At 60.0% G+C, this 20,190-nt stretch carries 23 protein-coding genes; 20 read left to right on the top strand and 3 right to left on the bottom strand.

Annotated features, from left to right (window positions below; translation table 11 throughout):
- Positions 1-117: 117 nt before the first annotated feature.
- Positions 118-501: an Arc family DNA-binding protein gene (locus LUN51_RS13125; RefSeq protein WP_277811626.1), complete on the bottom strand. Its 384-nt coding sequence runs from the start codon at positions 499-501 to the stop codon at positions 118-120.
- Between the two features lie 35 nt (positions 502-536).
- Here LUN51_RS13125 and LUN51_RS13120 point away from each other — a divergent pair, with 35 nt between their 5' ends.
- From LUN51_RS13120 to LUN51_RS13055, 14 genes are all read left to right on the top strand, one after another.
- Complete coding sequence (locus tag LUN51_RS13120) at positions 537-692, top strand: hypothetical protein (RefSeq protein WP_277811625.1); 156 nt, start codon at positions 537-539, stop codon at positions 690-692.
- A 73-nt stretch (positions 693-765) separates the two neighbouring features.
- Positions 766-1,074, top strand: a complete 309-nt coding sequence (locus LUN51_RS13115) for a hypothetical protein (RefSeq protein ID WP_246920760.1) — start codon at positions 766-768, stop codon at positions 1,072-1,074.
- On the top strand, positions 1,074-1,304 hold the full coding sequence (locus tag LUN51_RS13110; RefSeq protein ID WP_277811624.1) for a hypothetical protein: 231 nt from the start codon (positions 1,074-1,076) through the stop codon (positions 1,302-1,304). The genes LUN51_RS13115 and LUN51_RS13110 overlap by 1 nt, the downstream gene beginning before the upstream one ends.
- Positions 1,304-1,564: a pyocin activator PrtN family protein gene (locus LUN51_RS13105; protein ID WP_246920983.1), complete on the top strand. Its 261-nt coding sequence runs from the start codon at positions 1,304-1,306 to the stop codon at positions 1,562-1,564. The genes LUN51_RS13110 and LUN51_RS13105 overlap by 1 nt, the downstream gene beginning before the upstream one ends.
- Before the next feature lie 10 nt (positions 1,565-1,574).
- A complete protein-coding gene (locus tag LUN51_RS13100; RefSeq protein WP_277811623.1) occupies positions 1,575-1,862 on the top strand; it encodes a hypothetical protein in 288 nt (95 codons plus the stop codon).
- The gene (locus tag LUN51_RS13095) at positions 1,859-2,128 is read left to right on the top strand and encodes a hypothetical protein (RefSeq protein ID WP_277811622.1); all 270 of its coding nucleotides are present in this window, start codon (positions 1,859-1,861) and stop codon (positions 2,126-2,128) included. The genes LUN51_RS13100 and LUN51_RS13095 overlap by 4 nt, the downstream gene beginning before the upstream one ends.
- 607 nt (positions 2,129-2,735) lie before the next feature.
- The gene (locus tag LUN51_RS13090) at positions 2,736-3,017 is read left to right on the top strand and encodes a helix-turn-helix transcriptional regulator (protein WP_277811621.1); all 282 of its coding nucleotides are present in this window, start codon (positions 2,736-2,738) and stop codon (positions 3,015-3,017) included.
- Between the two features lie 12 nt (positions 3,018-3,029).
- A complete protein-coding gene (locus LUN51_RS13085; protein WP_246920747.1) occupies positions 3,030-3,242 on the top strand; it encodes a hypothetical protein in 213 nt (70 codons plus the stop codon).
- A gap of 10 nt (positions 3,243-3,252) precedes the next feature.
- Positions 3,253-3,534 (top strand): hypothetical protein, encoded by a 282-nt coding sequence (locus LUN51_RS13080; RefSeq protein ID WP_246920745.1) that lies wholly within the window; start codon positions 3,253-3,255, stop codon positions 3,532-3,534.
- Between the two features lie 25 nt (positions 3,535-3,559).
- A complete protein-coding gene (locus LUN51_RS13075) occupies positions 3,560-3,766 on the top strand; it encodes a hypothetical protein (RefSeq protein WP_246920743.1) in 207 nt (68 codons plus the stop codon).
- A 154-nt stretch (positions 3,767-3,920) separates the two neighbouring features.
- The gene (locus LUN51_RS13070; protein ID WP_277811620.1) at positions 3,921-6,374 is read left to right on the top strand and encodes a replication endonuclease; all 2,454 of its coding nucleotides are present in this window, start codon (positions 3,921-3,923) and stop codon (positions 6,372-6,374) included.
- A 29-nt stretch (positions 6,375-6,403) separates the two neighbouring features.
- The gene (locus tag LUN51_RS13065) at positions 6,404-7,213 is read left to right on the top strand and encodes a hypothetical protein (RefSeq protein ID WP_277811619.1); all 810 of its coding nucleotides are present in this window, start codon (positions 6,404-6,406) and stop codon (positions 7,211-7,213) included.
- Between the two features lie 61 nt (positions 7,214-7,274).
- On the top strand, positions 7,275-7,637 hold the full coding sequence (locus LUN51_RS13060; RefSeq protein ID WP_246920737.1) for a hypothetical protein: 363 nt from the start codon (positions 7,275-7,277) through the stop codon (positions 7,635-7,637).
- A gap of 1 nt (position 7,638) precedes the next feature.
- Complete coding sequence (locus LUN51_RS13055) at positions 7,639-10,473, top strand: hypothetical protein (protein ID WP_277811618.1); 2,835 nt, start codon at positions 7,639-7,641, stop codon at positions 10,471-10,473.
- A 388-nt stretch (positions 10,474-10,861) separates the two neighbouring features.
- On the opposite strand, the gene LUN51_RS13050 is transcribed toward LUN51_RS13055, so the two are convergent.
- Complete coding sequence (locus LUN51_RS13050) at positions 10,862-11,956, bottom strand: tyrosine-type recombinase/integrase (protein ID WP_277811617.1); 1,095 nt, start codon at positions 11,954-11,956, stop codon at positions 10,862-10,864.
- 130 nt (positions 11,957-12,086) lie between these two features.
- Between LUN51_RS13050 and dusA the strand changes: the two genes are divergently transcribed.
- Positions 12,087-13,103: a tRNA dihydrouridine(20/20a) synthase DusA gene (gene dusA, locus LUN51_RS13045; RefSeq protein ID WP_277811616.1), complete on the top strand. Its 1,017-nt coding sequence runs from the start codon at positions 12,087-12,089 to the stop codon at positions 13,101-13,103.
- A gap of 7 nt (positions 13,104-13,110) precedes the next feature.
- Here dusA and LUN51_RS13040 read toward each other — a convergent pair whose 3' ends face one another.
- Entirely contained in the window at positions 13,111-14,136 is a 1,026-nt protein-coding gene (locus LUN51_RS13040; RefSeq protein ID WP_277811615.1) for a succinylglutamate desuccinylase/aspartoacylase family protein, read from the bottom strand.
- Between the two features lie 337 nt (positions 14,137-14,473).
- Between LUN51_RS13040 and LUN51_RS13035 the strand changes: the two genes are divergently transcribed.
- The 5 genes from LUN51_RS13035 (at position 14,474) to LUN51_RS13015 (ending at position 20,135) form a co-directional block, all read left to right on the top strand.
- Positions 14,474-15,757 (top strand): NAD(P)/FAD-dependent oxidoreductase, encoded by a 1,284-nt coding sequence (locus LUN51_RS13035; protein ID WP_431355578.1) that lies wholly within the window; start codon positions 14,474-14,476, stop codon positions 15,755-15,757.
- 192 nt (positions 15,758-15,949) lie between these two features.
- Positions 15,950-17,239, top strand: coding sequence for an NAD(P)/FAD-dependent oxidoreductase (locus LUN51_RS13030; RefSeq protein ID WP_277811613.1), 1,290 nt, complete (start codon positions 15,950-15,952; stop codon positions 17,237-17,239).
- Positions 17,240-17,272: 33 nt separating this feature from the next.
- Positions 17,273-18,409 carry an ABC transporter ATP-binding protein gene (locus LUN51_RS13025; protein ID WP_277811612.1) on the top strand — a complete coding sequence of 379 codons (1,137 nt, stop codon included), beginning with the start codon at positions 17,273-17,275 and terminating at the stop codon, positions 18,407-18,409.
- Between the two features lie 11 nt (positions 18,410-18,420).
- On the top strand, positions 18,421-19,341 hold the full coding sequence (locus LUN51_RS13020) for an ABC transporter permease (protein WP_277811611.1): 921 nt from the start codon (positions 18,421-18,423) through the stop codon (positions 19,339-19,341).
- Positions 19,338-20,135 (top strand): ABC transporter permease, encoded by a 798-nt coding sequence (locus LUN51_RS13015; RefSeq protein WP_277811610.1) that lies wholly within the window; start codon positions 19,338-19,340, stop codon positions 20,133-20,135. The genes LUN51_RS13020 and LUN51_RS13015 overlap by 4 nt, the downstream gene beginning before the upstream one ends.
- Positions 20,136-20,190 lie beyond the last annotated feature (55 nt).

Below are 20,190 nucleotides of genomic sequence, written 5' to 3'. Positions count from 1 at the left end.
CTCCTGGTTAAGGTCGGCACCGGCCAGCCTACCGGCAATGACAGCCTCAGGCACGAGCCCAAACAAAAGCGCCGCCCAGATGGGCGGCGCTTTGCTATGTGCGGGATGGGCTTTTCCCTAAGACTTAGAGCCGGAGTCATCCTCATCCGGGCCCGTTTTTATCTCCACATAGCCAGGGTCCAGGTGAGGGAAGCCTGGTTCGGCAGTGCCATCCTTGATTTGCTCCATCAGCTGATAACGGAAGCCTTCCAATAACTTCAGCATCAGCTTGGGCGGCACATCATCGTACATAGCCTCGCGATGCTCTACCTCGAAGCTCTGCTGAAGACGCGCAACGATTTCCGCGTTCATAGATCGGTTATTCGCTTTCGAGGCTTCTTTGAGAGAGTCCCGCAACTCCGCTGGCATGCGCAGTTTGTACTGAGGGTCGGTCTGCTGTGTCGTCATGATGTGAATAATGGACCACATAGGTGTTGACGGCAATAAACCTAGTAGGTACATTTCAAGGACCTACTAGGTGCACTAAGGACCTGACGATGAAACGAACAGATCCACAGATGAAGATCCGGCTAGAGCCCGCGGTGAAAGCCTGGATCGAGACAAAAGCGAAAGCGGATGATCGACCCCAAACCTGGTTGATCAATCAGCTACTGAAGGAAGTCATGCAACACAGCACACAGCGTGCCGGTTAGAAACGACGAGACCCCAGGTGCGCCAACACCCAGGGCCTCAATGTCCGAACACTATTGGGATGGAACAGACATCATGGATATTATCAACTCTTGCCCGGAATGCAATTCTGGTGCCCACCGCTATTACCGTCAGGTCTCCGCGCATCAGCGTGCCGTCCACGCCATTGGTGCCCGCCTGGTGGCCTACCGAATCAATCGCCGACCCGAGCAACGTGAAGAGATACTGGGCATGGCTCGCATGGCACTAGTACTCGGCGCAATCGACCCAGCCACGCACACCGAGCTACTGCGGCTGCTCTACCCGCTCGACGACTCCCACCCTGTAATAACTCCCAATCAAACCACCGCTCCAACGGCCTCGATAGCCGAGGAGGTGCATTGATGAATGCACACCTGAAAGCCGCCAAGACACGGCTACGCCATCAGCTCCACGCCGAGTTGAGGACCAGCCAGCTCGCCCTTCGCCATCTGGCCCACACCTTAGAGGAAGAGTGTCGAATCGGCCGTCACATCGACATCGCTGCAACACGAGGCCACATCGAACTCATTCAGGAAATCGCCGACAACCTCGATAACGTTGGCCACTCACTCAGCGAAAAGGGGGATAAGTGATGGGACCTACCTACTTTGGCTTGCTCGCCGAATTCGACGGTCGCGCCGAAATCCCTCTCGAGGAGGTCGCGCCGCGCTATTTTGGCGTCAACGCGCGCACGGCCAGTGCCCGCGCTGCCGCCCAGGCTCTGCCAGTGCCAGCCTATCGCGCCGTCGATTCGCAAAAGTCCCCGTGGCTGGTCAGTGCCGGCGATCTCGCCGGGTACCTGGATCAGCGCAAAGCCGAGGCTCGCCAGTGGTGGGCCGCCGTAAATGAGTGAGGCAGCCGATATGATTCGCAAATCTCTGCGTTCCTATGCCCTGTGTGACTGGTGGGCACTCGATGAAACCGCGCTGACTCAACTTCAGCGCGCCCGTCGCTCACTGGCCCTGGTGCATGAACTGGTCGAGTACCAACCGCACGGCGCGATCCCGACAGTAGAAGTCAATCAGGACGATCTTGCCGCCCTGCTAGCCCTAGTGGTCGAGAATCTCGAAGCCGTTGAGGAACAGGCGGTCGGCATGCACCGGTATGTTGCCGAGAATGCCGAAGCCGTGCGCCGGGAGGTAGCTGCATGACCCAGCTAACCCCCCTGACCTACCAACTCGGCCACGAGCCCGCGCTTGTAGTCGATGAAACATGCAGTGCCGAAACCCTGTACGACAACGCCGAGGCACGACTGGAGGCGGCTCGCGGCATGTTGGAGACGATCGCCAGCCTTGAGGTCGCCACGCATCTACATCGTCACGACCTGGCCAACGTCGCTCAAGCCGCCCAGATTCTGGCGGCCGATGCATCGGACCTCTACCGCGCATCCCATCACGGGAGATTCCGTCCCAAATAAGCATCCAATTGCCAATTCTCGACTAGGGACAGAAGCGATGTGCCGACATGACGTACTCAACTGCGACGACCTGAAAGCAATTACGGGATATCAACGACCCGGCGATGTCGAGCGTTGCCTTCGGCAGCAGGGAGTGCACGTCTTTTACGGTAAGTCTGGGCCATGGACGACGGTAGCCCTCATCAACAAGGCCGGCGGCCTGGTCCAAGGCGTTCCCTCACCGAGTGAAGGCCTGGATCCGCATTCCATCATATAGATTCGGATGCGAGAGACGGAGCCGGTAAAGCTGCGTTGTAAAAACGCCATTTACAACAGCGACAGCTCGCCATCGGGCCCCACAGTGGTGAACCTATCGCCAAGGTGCCTAAAAGCAGGGAAAGCCGAGCAAAAGGCCACCAAGGCATCGCTTACTTGTGCGGTGACGTTCGCACAAATCGCCCTGATCGCACTAGTGGCCTCTTGCGGCGACCCTTGTCACCAGGGCGTCCCAAGGCGACCAAGGGCCTACAAGCAAGTGGTAAATCCTGGCCACGCAGCCGGTTAGGACGATGCAGAAGCATGGGGCGGGAAATAGCGAAATCGGTGAGCGACCAGAGGTGTTGAGGTAATGAGCGAGAACGAGCGAGTTGAGGAGCAAGCAACGGTGCGCCTGATGCGCTGGCCGGAGGTCGAGGAGATTACCGGCTTGTCACGCAGCACGTTGGCCAACATGGCGGCCAACGGCCGGTTTCCTGAACCGGTCCAGGTGTCAGCACATATTACGGCCTTTCTGAGCACAGAAGTAGCGGCGTGGTTTCAGGAGTTAAAAGCGCGCCGCGTCCACTACCAGGGCGCTGGAACCTGGAAGCGTCATGGCACCTCCGCGCAGCAAAGTGCCACCCCCATCTGACTAGGAGCCACTATGCGAACTATCCATGTAGACGTCGCCGGCGTCGACCACGAATGCGACGAGAACGAAGCCGTCGAGATGTTCCTTTCTCTCAAGGAAGGACTGGAAGATGCCGGTGTGAAAACCGAGAAGCTGTCGACGATCCCACGCCCGAATGGCAGCCAGGTCTTCCACCGACATCCGTTGGGCGTGGCCATTGCAATGACTCATCTCACCGATTGCTGAGGAGATAGTAATGACCACCACGACCCATAAGACGCTGACTCTGAGCCGCCCGGGCGGCGGCAGTCTCGAGATCCATCCCAACGAGTGGGCGGCGCTCAGCCAGGCGGTGACCAGCGCCCTGCAACTAAATGCCGATCCTACCGTGTCCCTGGAGGATCTTCCCTTGGGCGAGCAACGAGAGGCGTCACCGTTGGGCGGTGGTCGGGCGTTGATCGCTCGGCTCGATCGCCGCGCGGTTGCCCGTCCGATGGAGGGGCACTACGACCAGAATATAAACCCAGTTGAAAGCTAACGATGCCGGAAGGCGAGGAGCCAGCATGGCGAAGCGCGTCATCACCCTGAGCATTCTCAACGAGCGAATAACCTTCTACGCCAGCGACTGGCCAGCGATACAGAAGGCGGTCAACACGGCCATCAAAACTGAAGGATATTGGCAGCGCACCAAAGGCGAGCATAGCACGCCGGCGGCAAAGGGTTTCAGCGTGGCCGACAAAAGCCGGTTGGCCAAGGGGAAGGAGGTTTAGCAGTGGCCAGAAACGCAAAAGGCCCCGGGGATCGCCACAATCCCATGGGGGCCCACACCGCATTTGATTCCGTTCCCAAGATTAGCATAGCCCCAAGGTTGCGCAACCTTTCGCAACGCTCGACCCGCCTCGATACGCCTTGGGAGGGTCGCCCATGACTACCATGAAGTGGCCGTTGATGGTCAGCGCCGCCCGTGAGGTCGAACGGGCCATGGGGACACCTCAATGCCGGAAGTTCCGCCGGCAGATCTTCGAACGTTTCGAGGCCGTCGCAGACGATCTTATCTGCGGTGCTGTGGCAGTGGCCACCACCCACGGTTACAGCAAACCGGGCAATCGCGGTAACGCCGAAGCGAATATTTGGCTTCGCATTATGCAGAAGCAACTTATGCTCGGCCCCTTCAACGTGACCCACGAGGATGAGGCTCTAGAGGACTACGCGCGTGCCAAGGCAGACGCTATCGTCGCGACCCAAGAACGCCATTACCGAACAGTTCGAGCCGGCTATGCGGAGGCTCGTCGCGGACATTTCTGGCGACCCGCACTGCCGGCAGACACCAGGCTCGCCGGATTAACCTTCCGCCGCCATGTATGGCCAACCAGCCGGGATGCCGAGATCGAGAGCCTTCGCGAAGGACTAGAGATCGCCCACAAGCACAGCCTGGACGTAGCCCCTGTGGTCGAGCTCAAGCGCCTGAGCGGTTCCCAGCGGCGCGTCATACTAAGCAAGTTGGGATCGGCACCATGGTGGCGGCGTAAGCTGCGCACGCTGGCGAACCGACGCCTCGATCAGTTCATGCGAATGGTACGCCGAGTGCACAAGCGTGCCGGGATCTATGTCAGCGACATGGTGTTCAAGCGCTGGCAGCGCCGGCAGAACGAGAACCTGGAGATGCTCGAGGGCACCACGGCGATCAACCAGTTCGAACAGAAATACACCCTAGCCGAGCTGTCCGCAAAGAGCGTGGGCAACCGCGACATCCGTTTCAAGGAAACGATGATGCGGATCCGCGAGACCGAGGCCTTCGCCCATCGCCATGGGCATCGTGCAGTGTTCGTCACTTGGACCTTACCTAGTGCTTGGCATGCAGTACTTCAGGAAAGCGGGCAGTCCAACCCTAAATACAACGGTTCGACCCCGCGTGATGCTCACGCCCAGCTGCAAAAGCTATGGACTCGGGCCCGGGCCAAGTTGAAGCGCGACGGTATCGCCTATTACGGCATTCGTACCGTCGAACCCCATCACGACGGATGCCCGCACTGGCACATGCTGTTGTGGGTCGCCGAGGACCAGATCAAGCCACTGGAGGCTTCCCTTCGCCGCTATGCCATGTCGATCGACCCCGAGGAGGTCGCCGGCAAGGAGCATGTTCGTATCAGGTTCGAGCACATCGACCCCACCAAGGGTAGCGCCGCCGGCTACGTCATCAAGTATGTCGCCAAGAACATCAATTGCACCCAGCGTAGCGACGAGGTCGACCAGTATGGTCGCCCAATGGATGTCGCAGCGCCGCGGATCGCCGCCTGGGCATCGGTCCACGGCATCCGTCAGTTTCAGTTCTTTGGCTTGCCGAGCGTGACGGTGTGGCGCGAGCTGCGCCGCCTGCGCGATCCCGATGACGATTCCTTCGCCGCCTCCTGTTTCGAAGACTGGATCGCGGCTACCAAGCCCGACCCAGAGGCGCTGGCCATCCTCCACGACCTACGACGCGCCGCGAACGGCAGCCGCTGGGACAATTTCCTGGAGCTGTGTGGCGGGCCTTGCGTTCCCATGACCGAGCGTCCAGCTCGCCCGTGGCGAATGACTCGCCTCGACCCGAAGGGTGAGCACGTCGACCCAAATAGCGGCGAGATTCGTGTCGATCTGGAGAAGCTCGGAATTTACGGCGAGCCCGTCGAGGCAACCATTGGCATCACTGTCACTAGCGATACCGGAGAGGCATCTTTTATGACCCGTGTCTATCGCTGGGAAATCAAGCCAACGGAGGCTGCAGGACAGCGGAGCGACGCAGTCGCGGAGCCTTGGACTCGTGTGAATAACTGTACGGGGCCTGATATCGAGCCCCGACAGCCAGACCCGCAGGAGGCCCATGACCAAGAAAAGCGATACAAAGCATGGCGGGCCAGCACCGAAGTCAGGGCTGAGATGGAAGGCCTCGAGGAGTATGAACACCAGCTCCGAGTCGCCCTCCACCAGAAGTTCGCTCCGCAGCCAGAATGGGGCGCACCTGAGTACTTTCCTCCGGAGTTGGAAAGCTTCGAGGAAGCCACTGGGCCGGTCGAAGACCAGGGGCCGGCACCTCAAAATCCCGTCACCGCCGAGTCGCAGGCCCTGTGGCACCTGCTGATCTCGAGCGCCGAGGCTGAGCAGCGCCGCAGACTCGGCATCGACGACGAGACTGCCCTTCGCCTGGCCGCGATGTTCTTCGAGCCCCCCGCCGAACGTCAGGAACGCTCAAATTGGTCAAGCCTAATGCTCGGTATCAACCGCAAGCGTACGCGTAGCCCGCGGGGCGGCCAGATGAGCGCCGAGGAGGCGCGATTGATCGCAGCGGGGCTGTGGGAGGCCCCGGCCCCTACTACACCTTTTTCCACGCAGCATGCATGACCACCACTACCATCACTGGAGAAGAGACCATGAGTATCGTCCCCGCCCCATATCGCACCGCAGCCACGGCCGGAATCCGACTTGAGACGGCTCGTGCTGAGTACCTGAAGCAACGCGAAGAGCTTCAAGACGCCGCCAAGACGCTCGACCGGTTGAGCAAGCTGGAACAGGCATCTCAGGCGGAAGCCAAGTCCGCTGCCGCCGGATGGCGGGACGCCATGCGCGCCGCCAAGGGCGAGCCCACCAAAGAGGTTCGCGAGTTTCAGGAACAGGAGCGCTCCCTGGCTGAGCAGACTAGATACCAGCGTGACATGATCGAGGAACAGGCACCGTTGGTGGAATACCATCAAATCCTGACCCACGGCGCCCGAACCGCCTATCACCGAGCTGCCGAGGAACTCCACTACGCCACAGCGCACGAACAGCTTACCAAAGCCGCTGAAGCGGTATTTGCCTCCGGACAAGGCAAGGAGCTGCTAGGCGCGTTACCAACCATCTTCGAGCGCCTGGAGAAGGATGTTTATAACGATGTGGGGTTCATGGCCACTCACGGCCTCGACGTGTCTTCCTTCCCCGGAAAAGCCATCCGGGGACACTTAACCGAAACTTCACGGCCCGCCGTCGATAAAGAAATCCACCGTCGCCAGGCTATCGCCGTTGGCGAAATAGCTATGAAACACCTCCAGCAGATTCAAGGCGAGGGCATCTCGGCTGGCGACGCCCCGGAGAAGATCGACCCACTTCCCTGCGAGGCTCCGGTATCTGAGATGGGCAACGGCATCAGAATCGGCCGCCGCAAAGCCGAGCTGGAACGCATTCTGAAGAAACAGGCCACCTGACGGAACTGCTGGGGCCGCACGGTCCCAGCATCGCCACACCACGAAAAGAGAGCATGATGCCATGAGCCGGAAGAATTACATGCAGTGCCGCCGTCGTTGCAAGCGGCTGCGCAAGGCACAGCTCAAAATTGAGCGCTCCCTAGTTGCACTGGACCACGCTGGCGAGACCGACCAGGAAGAAGCCCGCGAGAAGCTCATCGGCTTGCGCGAGAAATCCTCAACGCTGATGGAACTGCTTCAGTTGGATGCCTGGGAAGCCCGTCAGCAATGTATGGCGAACAGCATCTCGCTACCGCCGCCGAAAAAAAGCGAAGGTCACGGCTTCCACACCCTCGCCGCCGAGGATCGGCAGCGCCTGCGACGCGACCTGGAAGCTATGACCGATACAGATGCCGAGGCGCTGGTCGCCCAAGGAGGCGGCTGATATGGCGAAGGATCTGAGCCTTCAAGTTAGGCTTCAAGCGATCGACAAGATCACCAGCCCCCTCAAGAAGATCACTAAGGGCAGCGGCAAAACCGCCGAGGCTATAAGGGCCAGCAAAGACCAACTGCGCGATCTCAACAAGCAACAGAAGGATGTCAGCGCTTATCGTCAGACCCGTTGGGCCATGCGCGGCAACCAGCGCACCATCGATGAGATGACTGAGAAGCAAAAGGAGTATTCCAAAGCCCTGGAAGGGCAACGTGAGCGCCATGTCAATATCAAAGCCAGCCTGACATCTACGCGAAGGCAATATGACAAGCTCGCTAAGCAAGTTGCCCAAGCTACCGAGCCAAATAAGCAGCTCAGTGGAGAGTTAGAAAAGGCACGTATCGCCCTAACGTCGCAACAGCAAGCCTTTGACAAATCCAGCCGCGCAATCAAGACATATCGTGATCGCTCGCGTCATGCCGAGGACCAGGTTAAAAATCTGAACCGTGCCCAGCAGGGGCACCAAGACCGGCTCTCAGGTATAAAACGCAGCCTCGACGAAGCTGGTGTCAGTACCGAGGACATGACCCGCGCGGCGCGAGATCTTCGCACTCAGGAAGAACGCCTCAACGAGACCTTGGAGCGCCAGAAAAAACGCCTTGAGCGCATCAAGGACGTGCGTGAGCGGCTATCCGGCATCCGTTCCCGTGGGGGCGCCGTGTTGAATAACGGGCGCAGCCTAGCCGCCGGCGCCGGAATCGCCGGCGGCGTAGCTACCGCCGCAGTCGGCGGCCTCGGTCACAACTTCGCATCAAGTGGCGAAGAAGTGCGCCAATGGTCTGCCCGACTTGGGATAGCCACTGAACAGCTGTCGCGACTGCAATATGCAGGGAGTCAGTTCGGCGTACAGAACGACGCTATGATCGATGCTCTAAAGGAGCTGTCTCTCAGGACGGATGAGTTTACTTCGACTGGAAAAGGCCCCGGCGCGGAAGCCTTCACACGCTTAGGACTAAGCCCCGAACAACTTGAAGCCGCCTCCAACGACACTGGGGAGCTATTCAACATGGTGCTGGGTCAGCTCCGCGAGGTGGAAAACGTCGCCGCGCGCCAACGTATCGTTGATGAACTATTCGGCGGACAAGGCGGCGAGCAACTAGCCGAATTCGCCGGGGCGGGTGCCGATGAAATACGGCGCCTTGTCAACGAAGCCGATGAGCTGGGCGTGACGCTCGGTGCCCAAGACACCAAAGCTGCTCAGGAATACATGCGTGCCTGGCGCGGGGCCACTGGCGCCTTGAAAGGCGTGCGTAACATCCTGGGCCGCGAGCTGGCTCCAGAGCTCGCTGACCTGTTCAAACAATTCAGTCGCTGGGTGAAAACCAATCGCGACCAGGTCCAGCAGTTCGCGAAAGATTTCCGCTCAGGCCTACGCGATGTACTGCCATTAATCGTCGAGAGTGCCAAGGGCCTCGCCGAATTCGCGCGCACGTCAGCGATCATCGTTCAACGCGTGGCAGAAATGGTCGGCGGGTTCGATAACCTGGCGATCATCATGTCCGCCCTCTTCGCCAGCAAGACTATCGGCTCGGTCCTGTCACTAGTCACTGCCATCGGCGGCCTAGCCGGCGGCGGAAAAGCGATGGAAGGGTTAGGCAAGTCGATGAAGTGGACCGGTCGTCAAGCAAAAGGGCCACTAATTAGTGCGCTTAAAGGCGTCTGGAAGACGGTCAGCGGGGTAACGCTTGGACTACGCGCCTTCGGGGATATCCTGTGGGCCGTAGGGAAAGGTATGACGCAAAGCATGGCCGGTGCGCTGAAAAAACTTGCCAAAGGAGGTTTTCGCGCGATTGGGCAAGCCGCGAACTGGATGGGAAGCGCTTTCCGCACCGTTAGTATTCATGCTCACGCGTTAGCGACGCGGGCGCTGCCGATGCTCGGCAATGCACTGGTGAGCCTGGGTAAGGGATTCGTCACGTTGGCCAGCGCCATCGGCCGGGCCGGGGTCGCTCTTCTAGCAAACCCAATGACGTGGATCATCCTCGGCATCGTCGCCGCCGTGGCCGCCCTCGCCGGCGCTGCCTACCTGATCTACAAGAACTGGGGCTCCATCAGCGGCTGGTTTGCCCAACGCTGGGCCGACATCAAAGCTGCGTTCTCCGGCGGCATCGGCAGCGTCATGCGACTACTGGCCGACTGGTCGCCCATTGGCCTGCTCTACCGAGGCATCACAGCCGCACTCGAAAAGCTAGGGGTAGACATTCCCGACAAATTCAAATCTCTAGGCGGGTTCATCGTCGATGGCCTGATCGGCGGGCTCACCAGCAAGCTCGCCGCGCTGAAAGACAAAGTCACAGGAATCGCCAGCAGCGTAAAAGGTTGGTTCGCTGGCGTGCTCGATATGCATTCACCCAGTCGCGTATTCGCCCAGTTCGGCGGCTACACCATCGACGGACTCAACCAGGGTCTGGATGCCCAGCGCAACGAGCCCGCCCGGCGCATCGCGCAGATTGCCAAGAGCGTCACCCGCGCCGGCGCCGGCATGGCCCTGGGCGCGGCCACACTGCCCGTTGCCGCCGCGATGCCCGATGCCGCCGCGATACCTGCTGCCGCCGCGATGCCCATCGCCAACGATGTCCCCATCGACACACGCGCCCCACTTCAATCGCCCGGCGGTGGGGGCGGCGTCAACATTCAAGGAGGCATCAATATCGAGGTCAATACCAGCCCCGGCATGGACGAACAGGCCCTCGCCCGGTACGTCCGCGCCGAGGTCGAGCGCGCCCTGGCAGATGCCAGCCGCCATGCCGCCGCGCGTCAGCGCTCGGCATTCCACGATATCGACTGAGCCATAGCCGACAGCACCAAGCGAGATCGATGCTTCGCCCCGCGACTTCGCGGGGTTTTTTTCGTGACTGCCCCTGACCACCCCACCCCTCCACCCTCGCCGCGCCCCGCCGCGCGCCGTCGACACCCCGCCCCGCCTGCGCGCTAAACGTGTCGATTTTTATGCACTCATGCACTATGGCGCCAGGCCGCGCCGTTGCTGGGCTCGACATGGGTTTTAAGGCTGCAAGGATTTATGCGGATTTATGCACTTTTTCGGTACTCAGGGAAGAATCTCGAGCAGGCTGGCGTGCGCGATGGCGATCTAGAGCCCATTCATGTGAGTTCGAGAGCAAAAAACATAGCCAGGGCGATCAAGAAGGCGGAAACGCGTGCAATTTACGGACTCTCTATGCCTTGCTTTCTGCCGCCGGTACCATGTCGGCACCCTCACCCTTCAACTGAAGGTTTTCGGGGCGAAGGTGTGTGTAGCGCTTCAACACATCCCAGCTTTCGTGAAGCGTGAATTGCTGAACCTCGACGATTTCATAGCCTGCCTCGAACAGGCGCGACGTTGCCTCATGCCGAAGGTCATGGAAGCGTAGATCTTCGATGCCACAGGCAGCCGTTGCCGCTCTCCACCGAGTCCCTATAGATTTTCCATTGAAGGGGAAAATCCGCTCCTCACCTGCGATCCGAGGCTGCCTTTTGATGATGGCCATCGCTTCCCGAGTCAGCTTGAAGCGCTTGTGGTTGCCCCATTTCTGCCGAGGATGCTTGGCATCACGTACCCAGCAGGTCATCGCCTGTTCATCGAGATCCTCCCAGGTGAGGCGGGTGATCTCCTCCTGACGCCTCGAGGAGGCGATGGCGAAGTCCATGATGTCTTCCATGGGGATGATCGCGCTCGGCCGAATCAACTGCGAGCGACGGAAGTAGGTTCGGATCAGCTCGACTTCCTCAGCAGTAGGCCGCCGATCACGAGATCCAGAGCGAGAAATCAGCCCTTTGCTACGTAGTAGCACCTTTGCCGACTCGAACTCATTGAGCTCCACCGGCATCTTCCATGCTGCTGCCGTCTTGAGGATTATGCCCAGCCACGTAATGTCCTGGTTGATCGTCGAGGGCCTGATGCCGCTATTACGGCGCATGACGGCATGCTCCACGATCTGCTCACTCGTCAGGTCGGTAACTTGAGCTCGCGCAAGGGGAAAGCGCTGCAACTGCTGTATGGTGGCTCGCTTAGAGCGGCCAGCGTCTCGGGCAAACTCGTGTAGGTAGCGCTCAATGGCATCCTCCAGCTTCACTCCTCGCCACTTCGCGGTGAGAAGGCCACCGGGGCTCATCAGCTCAAGCTCGCGGCGCTTAGCCCACTCTTCCGCCATGGCTTTCTTGGGAAAGGTCCTCCCCTCGGAGTGAGACTTTTGGCCCTTCCGCATAATGCGAATCTGGGCAGTGTATGCGACACTCCCATCCTTTCGTTTACGCTTACTAATAGTGGCCATCGAGATCGCTTCCGTGTAGCAAATTTACTGGAAGTATCGTAGCAGATTCGTAGCAAACCACGCTGCAAAACGTAGCAAAAAGTATGTATAAATCGGCATATCTGGAAAGGCCTAGTGCCCAGGAAAGCCCATGAACACTAGGAAAAAGCGCAACACACTAGATAGAACCTTCTCCATCGCCCCGATGATGGATTGGACGACCCGAGACTACCGCGCGTTTGCCCGTACGCTGACGCGTGAAGCGCTGCTGTACACCGAGATGGTCACGACTGGAGCGATCCTGCATGGCTCGCCCCGTGAGCGCTTTTTAGGGTATAGCGACGTGGAGCATGCCGTGGCGCTACAGCTAGGCGGTAGCGATCCGGCTGCGCTGGCGGAATGTGCAGCCATCGCCGAGGCATGGGGCTACGATGAGGTTAACCTGAACGTGGGGTGCCCTAGCGATCGGGTACAGAACAACCTGATCGGTGCCTGCCTCATGGAACATCCCGACAAGGTCGCGGCGGCGGTGCGCGCTATGCAGGCGGCGGTCTCGATCCCGGTCACGGTCAAGTGCCGCATCGGCATTGACGAACAGGACGAGGACGCCGATCTGGCACGTTTCATCGGCACGGTGGCGGACGCCGGCTGCGAAGTCTTCATCGTGCACGCCCGCAAGGCTTGGCTCGAGGGGCTCTCGCCCAAGGAAAATCGTGATGTTCCCCCGCTCAATTACCCTCGCGTACAGCGCCTCAAGACGCAGCATCCCGACCTGCATATCGGCATCAACGGGGGTATCAAGACGCTGGAAGATTGCCAGACACAGCTCGATCTGGTCGATAGCGTGATGATCGGGCGCGAGGCGTATCAGAACCCCTGGCTTCTAGCCGGCGTGGATGCTGCACTCTATGGTATGCCTTCTCCCGTCGACAGCCGGCATGACGCCGCGCGCGCCATGCGGTCCTATATCGACAAACGCCTGACCGACGGTGCCAAGCTCAATCACGTCACCCGACACCTGATGGGTCTATTCCAAGGCTGCCCCGGCGGGCGTCAATTTCGACGTCACTTGTCGGAAAACGCCCACCGTGACGGCGCCGGGCTTGAGGTGTTCGACGAAGCACTGGCCAAGGTGCGCGAGCTCGACACTGAAAGCGCCGTCGCCTGAGTAGACGCTATAGCTCTTGGCGCGTCTCGAAATCCGAGTGAAACGTCTCGACGGCGTTCTCCGCCTCTTCGATTTCATCGAAGCGGGCTACATGAAACAGTGCTTCGCCCTCGTTCGCCAGCGGCAGGTTACTCATACCGATGACGATGCCATCCGCGTTGGCGAGCACTTCCTGCTCGGCATTACCGAACGGATCGGCAACGCGTCCCAGGACATCGCCCCGTGCGACGCGCGCACCCAACCGCGCCCGGGGGCGTAGAATGCCGTCGATGGGCGAGCGAGCCCAACTCGAGCCATTGGCAACCTCCGCAACGGCAGGCGCATGCCGCCGCCGGTCGGTGGGTAGCATGCCCAGCAAGCGCATCACGCGCTGCACACCTCTTACCCCCGGCGCGATCGCCCACTCGTCGAAGCGTAGCGCCTCGCCAGCCTCATAGGTGAGCACCGGCACGTCACGCGACTGCGCATATTCCCGTAGGCTCCCCTCGCGCAATTCGGCATTGAGAATCACCGGCACCCCAAACGCCTCGGCCATGGCCTGTGTCGCGGGCCTACCCTTCATTTGTGCCCGCACCTGGGGAAGGTTGGTGCGATGGATCGCCCCGGTATGCAGATCGACGATATGCGTTGCAAGATCGACGATCTGCTCGCGAAACAGCGACGCGACGCGGGAGCCCAAGGAGCCGACATCGCTGCCCGGAAAGCAACGATTCAAGTCACGCCGGTCGGGCAGGTAACGCGTCTGCTGCACGAATCCGAAGACATTGACGATGGGCACCGCTATCAGCGTGCCCCTCAAGCGCGATAGCGACGCTAGTCTTAGCATCCGGCGCACGATCTCGACACCATTGATCTCATCACCATGAATGGCACCACATACCAGCAAGACCGGGCCCGGCTGACGGCCATGAACGACCTCGACGGGAATATGCAGCGGTGCATGGGTGTAAAGCTTGGCCACCGGTACATCGATCTGTGCCCGGCTGCCGGGCGGAATACGTGTACCGGCGAGTTCGAAGGGAGCGCGAGCCATGAGTGTTCCTATACCGAAGATAGCGAATTCTTTATACCCGCCATGGCGCCTCATGACACCCATTCATGCAAGCGATTCTTTGTTTAGCCGTCAACGAAGAAAGCGACGAACGTCACCAGCGCGAGCTTTCAAGCACTGCCATGACGCGCAAAAAGGAGTGTGCGCATCTCCTGAGAGATGCGTGGGGGCCTCCTGGGACGGCTTGCTCTTAAAATATACCCAAGGGGGTATATCACAGGGTTGCCACCCCTTCGTAACGTTATCCCAAAGCGCAAATTCAAAAGGCCAACATTTAACCAAGGCTGGCCAAGATACAACGATGGTTCGGGAGCAAACCGTGCTGGCAACGTCTCATCCTCAGTCCTATTACGCGGCGTCCGCCAATGACAAGCGCGTGCGTCCGACCCTACAGGGTCACGTGAAGGCAGACATCTGCATCGTCGGCGCCGGCTTTACCGGCATGTCTACAGCCCTCCACATGGCCGAAAATGGCTACAAAGTGGTTGTCCTGGAAGGCAACCGCATCGGATTCGGTGCTTCCGGCCGTAACGGTGGACAAATCGTCAACAGCTACAGCCGCGATATCGACTTCATCGAGCACCATTACGGCCAGAAGATCGGTGCAGAGATGGGGAAGATGGCCTTCGAGGGCGGCCGCATCCTGCGTCGTATCGTCAAGGACTACGACATCCAGTGTGACTTGAAGGAAGGCGGTATTTTCGCCGCATGCAACCGCAAGCAGTTCGAGGAGCTGGTCGAGAAAAAGAAGCTCTGGGAAGCCCACGGCCACGAACAATTGGAACTGCTCGACGAGAATACCATCCCGCAATACGTGGGTACCGAGCGCTACGTTGGCGGCCTAATCGATCACAGTGGGGGGCATTTCCATCCCTTGAATCTGGTACTCGGCGAAGCCGGCGCCGTGGAGTCTCAGGGAGGAACCATCTACGAGAACTCCGCGGCACTGCGAATTCATGAAGGCGACAAACCGATCGTCCATACCGAGGAAGGCGACGTTGAAGCAGACTACGTGCTAGTCGCCGGTAATGCCTATCTAAATGGCCTGCTGCCAAAGCTGGAATCCAAGGCCATCCCCTGCGGCACCCAGGTCATCGCCACCGAACCACTACCGGAAAGCGTGCGGCAGCGTTTACTACCGAAAGACAATTGCGTCGAGGACTGCAACTATCTCCTTGACTATTTCCGCCTGTCCGGCGATGGCCGGCTGATCTACGGCGGCGGCGTTACCTATGGTGCCCGCGAGCCGGCACAAGTCGAAGCCCTGATCATGCCGAAAATGCTCAAAACGTTCCCTGAATTGAAAGACACCAAGGTGGATTTTGCCTGGACCGGCAACTTCCTGCTAACACTAAGCCGCTTGCCCCAATTCGGCCGCATCGGCAACAACATCTACTACGCACAAGGGTATAGCGGCCATGGCCTCACCTGCACCCACTTGGCGGGCAAAGTGATCAGTGACGCCATTCAGGGGCAGTCAGAACGCTTCGATATTTTCGCCGGCCTACCCCAGCACTCGTTCCCTGGCGGACGGGCCATGCAGATTCCGCTGACCGCCATGGGCGCCTGGTACTACAACTTGCGTGACAAGCTCGGGATTTGATTTTTTAAAAATCAACAACTACCGAAATGAACATCAAAAATCGGGCTGACATCTAAGCGATGAACTGGGCTATAAGCTGAATAAGTGAAAAGTAACCGACGTGTTAGCTTCTCCGAGGGACTTTCCCTCCGTGACGTGAGACTTTTGTCGTATTCTCATAAATTATTCAAAAACAATAACAGGATGGAATCTATGTGCAGTACCGTCTCCGATACCCCAGTTTCTTGGTACCGGGCCTCCATAGCCGTCGAGCTCGAACCCACCATGCCCCTTGAAGGCGAAACAAGGAGCGATGTGTGCGTGATCGGTGGCGGGGTGACAGGCTGCTCAACGGCGCTGCACCTGGCCGAGCGTGGCTACTCGGTGACATTGCTCGAGGCCGGCGATATCGGCCATGGCGCCTCCGGGCGCAGCGGCGGACAAATCCTGCCGGGTCTGGGCACCGACATCACCACCGTCCAGCAAGCTCTGGGGCTGACTCGCGCCCGCGAGATATGGGAGATGAGCCGTGAGGCGGTGCGTCTCACGGCCGAGTTGATCGAGCGCCATGCCATTCCCTGCGATTTGACCTGGGGCTACCTTCACGCAGCGGTCAAGCCGCGGCATATCAAGGAGCTCACAACCTTCCGTGAGCAGATGGCCCGTGACTACGGTTATGCAGCTCTCGAGTGGCTGGAGGGCGATGCCCTACGCGAGCACGTAGTTACCGATGCCTATCCGGCGGCCCTATACAACCGGGAAGGCGGCCACCTTCATCCCCTCAACTACACGCTGGGCCTGGCCCGAGCGGCACAGCGCGCCGGGGTACGCGTGCATTCTCATAGCGCCGCACGCACGATCCGCCGCGGCCAGCCGGCCACGGTCACCACCGAGCATGGTAGCGTGACCGCCGATTTCGTAGTGCTGGCGACTAATGCCTATCACGGCGACCTGGTTCCGGAGCTCTCCGGTCGCGTCATGCGGGCAGCCAACTACATGATCGCCACCGCGCCACTGAGCGAGGCACAAGCGGCAAAGGTGCTACCGAAAAACGACGCCCTGGCCGATGCCAACTTCGTGCTCGACTATTACCGACTCAGCGCCGATCGACGTCTGATTTACGGCGGCGAGGTCAGTTACGACGGCCGGGAGCCCCCGCGCCTTCAGGCGCGCATGGACGCCAAGATTGCCCGGCTGTTCCCGGTACTCGAGGGGGTACCCATCGAGTACCGCTGGGGCGGCGATGTCGCGATCACCCTCAATCGAGCGCCCGATTTCGGTCGTCTGGGCGATAATCTCTACTATGCCCAAGGCTACTCCGGCCATGGCATGGCCATGGCCGGACTGGCCGGCAAGCTGATGGCCGAGGCCATCGCCGGCCAGAGCGAACGTTTCGATGTCTTTTCCGCCATGCCACATCGACACTTCCCAGGCGGTCATGCTCTGCGCAAGCCGCTGCTGGTGCTGGCGACCAATTTCTACAAACTGCGCGACCGTCTCTAAATAAGGCCAACGACAAGCGAAGAGGGTACTTCCATGAGCGAGACCATGACGGCGGAGATTGCCGACCATCCGGACGCTCGTCCGGCCGCCAATGAACGCGACCGGGCGAACCACAAGGCATCTTCGATCGAGATGCAGGGCCTGCAAAAACGCTTCGGGCGAGATACCGTCGCCTTGGACGGCGTCGACCTGAACATCCAGGCCGGCGAGTTCTTCACCCTGCTGGGGCCGTCCGGCTGCGGCAAAACCACTCTTCTACGCATCCTCGCCGGACTCGAAGAGCCGGATGCCGGTTCGCTGGTGGTAGGCGGCAAGGACATCACCGAAACACCTCCCCATCAACGCAGCGTCAATACCGTCTTCCAGTCCTATGCGCTCTTCCCGCATCTTTCGGTGCGCGAGAACCTGGCTTTCGGGCTAAAGATGCGCGGCATGCCAGCGGCTGAGCGCCACAGCAAGGTCGACGAGATCGCCGACTTCATAAAGCTCGGTGATCTGGTCGATCGCCACGTCGATCAGCTCTCCGGTGGCCAGCGCCAGCGCATCGCGCTGGCTCGGGCACTGATTTGCGAGCCTGACGTCCTGCTGCTCGACGAGCCACTTTCGGCCCTGGATGCCGGCCTGCGTAGCCAGTTACAGGTGGAACTGCTGCGGGTGCAGAAGCGGCTCGGCATGACCTTCGTGTTCGTGACCCACGACCAGCAGGAGGCGATGGTCATGTCCGACCGCATCGCCGTTCTCAATGGCGGCACCATTCAGCAGGTCGGGGCCCCCAGTGAGGTCTACGAGCATCCCATCAACGCCTTCGTGGCTCACTTCATGGGCCATGACAACCTATTTGCCATCAGCGCCGCCGAAGACGACTGGGTGGACACCGAGCTCGGCCGGCTGCGGCTCGATCCCGACGAGCAACGCGACTCTCAGGACGGTTGGCTGCTGATCCGGCCGGAGACCCTGGAACTGGACGGCGAGATACCTGAGGGCTACAACCGGCTCGAGGGGACGGTCGCGGAGCGGCTCTACCGCGGCAGCCGCATCGAATACCGCCTGACCGTCAACGGCCGGTCGCTAATGGCGGTGGCCAGCAACCTCGGCCAACGCATGCACAACATCGGCGACCGGGTGACGATCAGCGTCTGCCCGGAAGACCTGGTTCGCGTCGCAGCCTAAGGAGAAGCGAAATGGTGCGAACATCCCCAATGGCGTCGCGACGCCGGGCGGTAGTCAGCGAGACTCGCCATCTGCTGTTCACGGTGACCCCAGGGGCATTCTGGATATTCATCTTCTTGGTGTTGCCCAGCGCGTACCTGATGGGTGTGGCCTTCATGACCAACGGGCCCTATGGCCTGCCGCAGATGCCGCTGTCGCTGGACTCTTTCGAGCGCCTGGCCGGCGTCGGCTTTCTAGGCTGGAGTCCAGGCAACCTCTACACGCTGCTGCGTTCGCTGTGGCAGACCCTGGTATCGACGGTGCTGGTCGTGATCATCGCCTACCCGGTGGCCTATTACATCACGACCTGCCGTGAGAAGTGGCGGCCGATCCTGTTGCTGCTGGTCGTCGTGCCGTCATGGACCAATCAGGTGATTCGCGCCTTCGGCTGGATGAACCTGCTGGCCCCCGGCACACCGCTTTCCAGCCTGGCCGAGAGCCTCGGGCTGGTGGCACCCAACATGGGGCTTTACCCCTCCAACTTCGCGGTCACCCTGGGGCTGGTCTACAACTTCTTGCCATTCATGGTGCTCCCGCTGTATGCCGCCTTCGAGAAGCTCGATACGGCGCAGGTACAGGCCGCACAAGATCTCTATGCCAGCCCGGTGCGAGCTTTTTGGCACGCTGTTTTTCCGCAGACGCTCCCAGGACTACTGGCCGGCACGGTACTGGTAGCGATTCCCGCCTTCGGCATGTACGTAATTCCCGAGCTTCTCGGCGGCGGCAAGGGCATGATGCTCGGCAACCTGGTCGCCAACCAGTTCTCTGGAAGTTCCAATTGGCCGCTGGGAGCTGCAGGGGCGATTTTGATGTTGATAGCGACATTCATCGGGCTGTTCGCCATGCGGCGTATCGGCAAGCGTCTGGGCGGCGGTGAGGAGGTGGTGATATGAGAAAGCGAACGCTTGCGCGCGGCCTCGCCGGCATTTGGTGGGGGACGCTCTTCTTCCTCTACGTCCCCTTGTTCGTGATCGTGCTGTTCTCATTCAATTCGGCCAACAGCACAGCCGTTTTCGAGAACTTCTCGCTGGCCTGGTATCGCAGGTTGTTCGACAACGAGCAGATCATCAACGCCTTCGGTAATAGCCTAGTGCTGGCGGTGAGCTCCTCGATCATAGCGCTGGTGATTGGATGCTTGATTGGCTACGGCATGTATCGTCATCGCCACCGCAAGCTGGGCTGGCTGATCGCTCTGATCTACCTGCCGATCGTGCTACCCGATATCGTCTTCGGCATCTCAGAGATGGCTTTCTTCGTGCAGATCCACGCATGGACCGGGCTGCTGGAACCCGGGCTCGGCACCATGATCATCGCGCATGTGACGTTCCAGATTCCCTTCGTGGCGCTGATCGTCTACTCGCGCTTCGTAGGCCTGGACCCGACGCTGTTCGAGGCCGCCAAGGACCTCTATGCGTCACCGATCAAGCGCGTGGTGCACTTCATGGTGCCGACCATCAAGCCGGCACTGATTTCTGCCTTCTTCCTGTCGTTTACGCTGTCGATCGACGACTTCGTGATCAGTTTCTTCACGGCAGGGCCGGAAAGCGCCACATTACCGATCTATATCTGGAGCGCCATCAAGAAGGGAGTGACGCCCGAAATCAACGCGATTGCCACCCTGATGATCGGTGCGGTGGCCATGGCCGCGATATTCAGCATGCTGTTCAATCGGCAGGGACGCCGCTAGGCGCTTCCTGTCAAAACGATGTAGCACCAACAAAACGTAGCACCGAAGGAGAGCG

Origin of the sequence: Chromohalobacter canadensis (assembly GCF_029544075.1) — a bacterium.
Classification (GTDB): domain Bacteria; phylum Pseudomonadota; class Gammaproteobacteria; order Pseudomonadales; family Halomonadaceae; genus Chromohalobacter; species Chromohalobacter canadensis_A.
The sequence above is the reverse complement of the archived record's forward strand: the minus strand, read 5'-3'. Positions and strand labels throughout refer to the sequence as shown.

Coding starts and splice junctions, on each gene's coding strand:
- LUN51_RS13020 (WP_277811611.1), top strand. CDS start 18,421: ATGGTGCGAACATCCCCAATGGCGTCGCGACGCCGGGCGGTAGTCAGC.
- LUN51_RS13025 (WP_277811612.1), top strand. CDS start 17,273: ATGAGCGAGACCATGACGGCGGAGATTGCCGACCATCCGGACGCTCGT.
- LUN51_RS13125 (WP_277811626.1), bottom strand. CDS start 501: ATGTACCTACTAGGTTTATTGCCGTCAACACCTATGTGGTCCATTATT.
- LUN51_RS13105 (WP_246920983.1), top strand. CDS start 1,304: ATGGGACCTACCTACTTTGGCTTGCTCGCCGAATTCGACGGTCGCGCC.
- LUN51_RS13040 (WP_277811615.1), bottom strand. CDS start 14,136: ATGGCTCGCGCTCCCTTCGAACTCGCCGGTACACGTATTCCGCCCGGC.
- LUN51_RS13115 (WP_246920760.1), top strand. CDS start 766: ATGGATATTATCAACTCTTGCCCGGAATGCAATTCTGGTGCCCACCGC.
- LUN51_RS13060 (WP_246920737.1), top strand. CDS start 7,275: ATGAGCCGGAAGAATTACATGCAGTGCCGCCGTCGTTGCAAGCGGCTG.
- LUN51_RS13090 (WP_277811621.1), top strand. CDS start 2,736: ATGAGCGAGAACGAGCGAGTTGAGGAGCAAGCAACGGTGCGCCTGATG.
- LUN51_RS13085 (WP_246920747.1), top strand. CDS start 3,030: ATGCGAACTATCCATGTAGACGTCGCCGGCGTCGACCACGAATGCGAC.
- LUN51_RS13070 (WP_277811620.1), top strand. CDS start 3,921: ATGACTACCATGAAGTGGCCGTTGATGGTCAGCGCCGCCCGTGAGGTC.
- LUN51_RS13030 (WP_277811613.1), top strand. CDS start 15,950: ATGTGCAGTACCGTCTCCGATACCCCAGTTTCTTGGTACCGGGCCTCC.
- LUN51_RS13050 (WP_277811617.1), bottom strand. CDS start 11,956: ATGGCCACTATTAGTAAGCGTAAACGAAAGGATGGGAGTGTCGCATAC.
- LUN51_RS13080 (WP_246920745.1), top strand. CDS start 3,253: ATGACCACCACGACCCATAAGACGCTGACTCTGAGCCGCCCGGGCGGC.
- LUN51_RS13100 (WP_277811623.1), top strand. CDS start 1,575: ATGATTCGCAAATCTCTGCGTTCCTATGCCCTGTGTGACTGGTGGGCA.
- LUN51_RS13065 (WP_277811619.1), top strand. CDS start 6,404: ATGAGTATCGTCCCCGCCCCATATCGCACCGCAGCCACGGCCGGAATC.
- dusA (WP_277811616.1), top strand. CDS start 12,087: ATGAACACTAGGAAAAAGCGCAACACACTAGATAGAACCTTCTCCATC.
- LUN51_RS13120 (WP_277811625.1), top strand. CDS start 537: ATGAAACGAACAGATCCACAGATGAAGATCCGGCTAGAGCCCGCGGTG.
- LUN51_RS13110 (WP_277811624.1), top strand. CDS start 1,074: ATGAATGCACACCTGAAAGCCGCCAAGACACGGCTACGCCATCAGCTC.
- LUN51_RS13095 (WP_277811622.1), top strand. CDS start 1,859: ATGACCCAGCTAACCCCCCTGACCTACCAACTCGGCCACGAGCCCGCG.
- LUN51_RS13015 (WP_277811610.1), top strand. CDS start 19,338: ATGAGAAAGCGAACGCTTGCGCGCGGCCTCGCCGGCATTTGGTGGGGG.
- LUN51_RS13055 (WP_277811618.1), top strand. CDS start 7,639: ATGGCGAAGGATCTGAGCCTTCAAGTTAGGCTTCAAGCGATCGACAAG.
- LUN51_RS13075 (WP_246920743.1), top strand. CDS start 3,560: ATGGCGAAGCGCGTCATCACCCTGAGCATTCTCAACGAGCGAATAACC.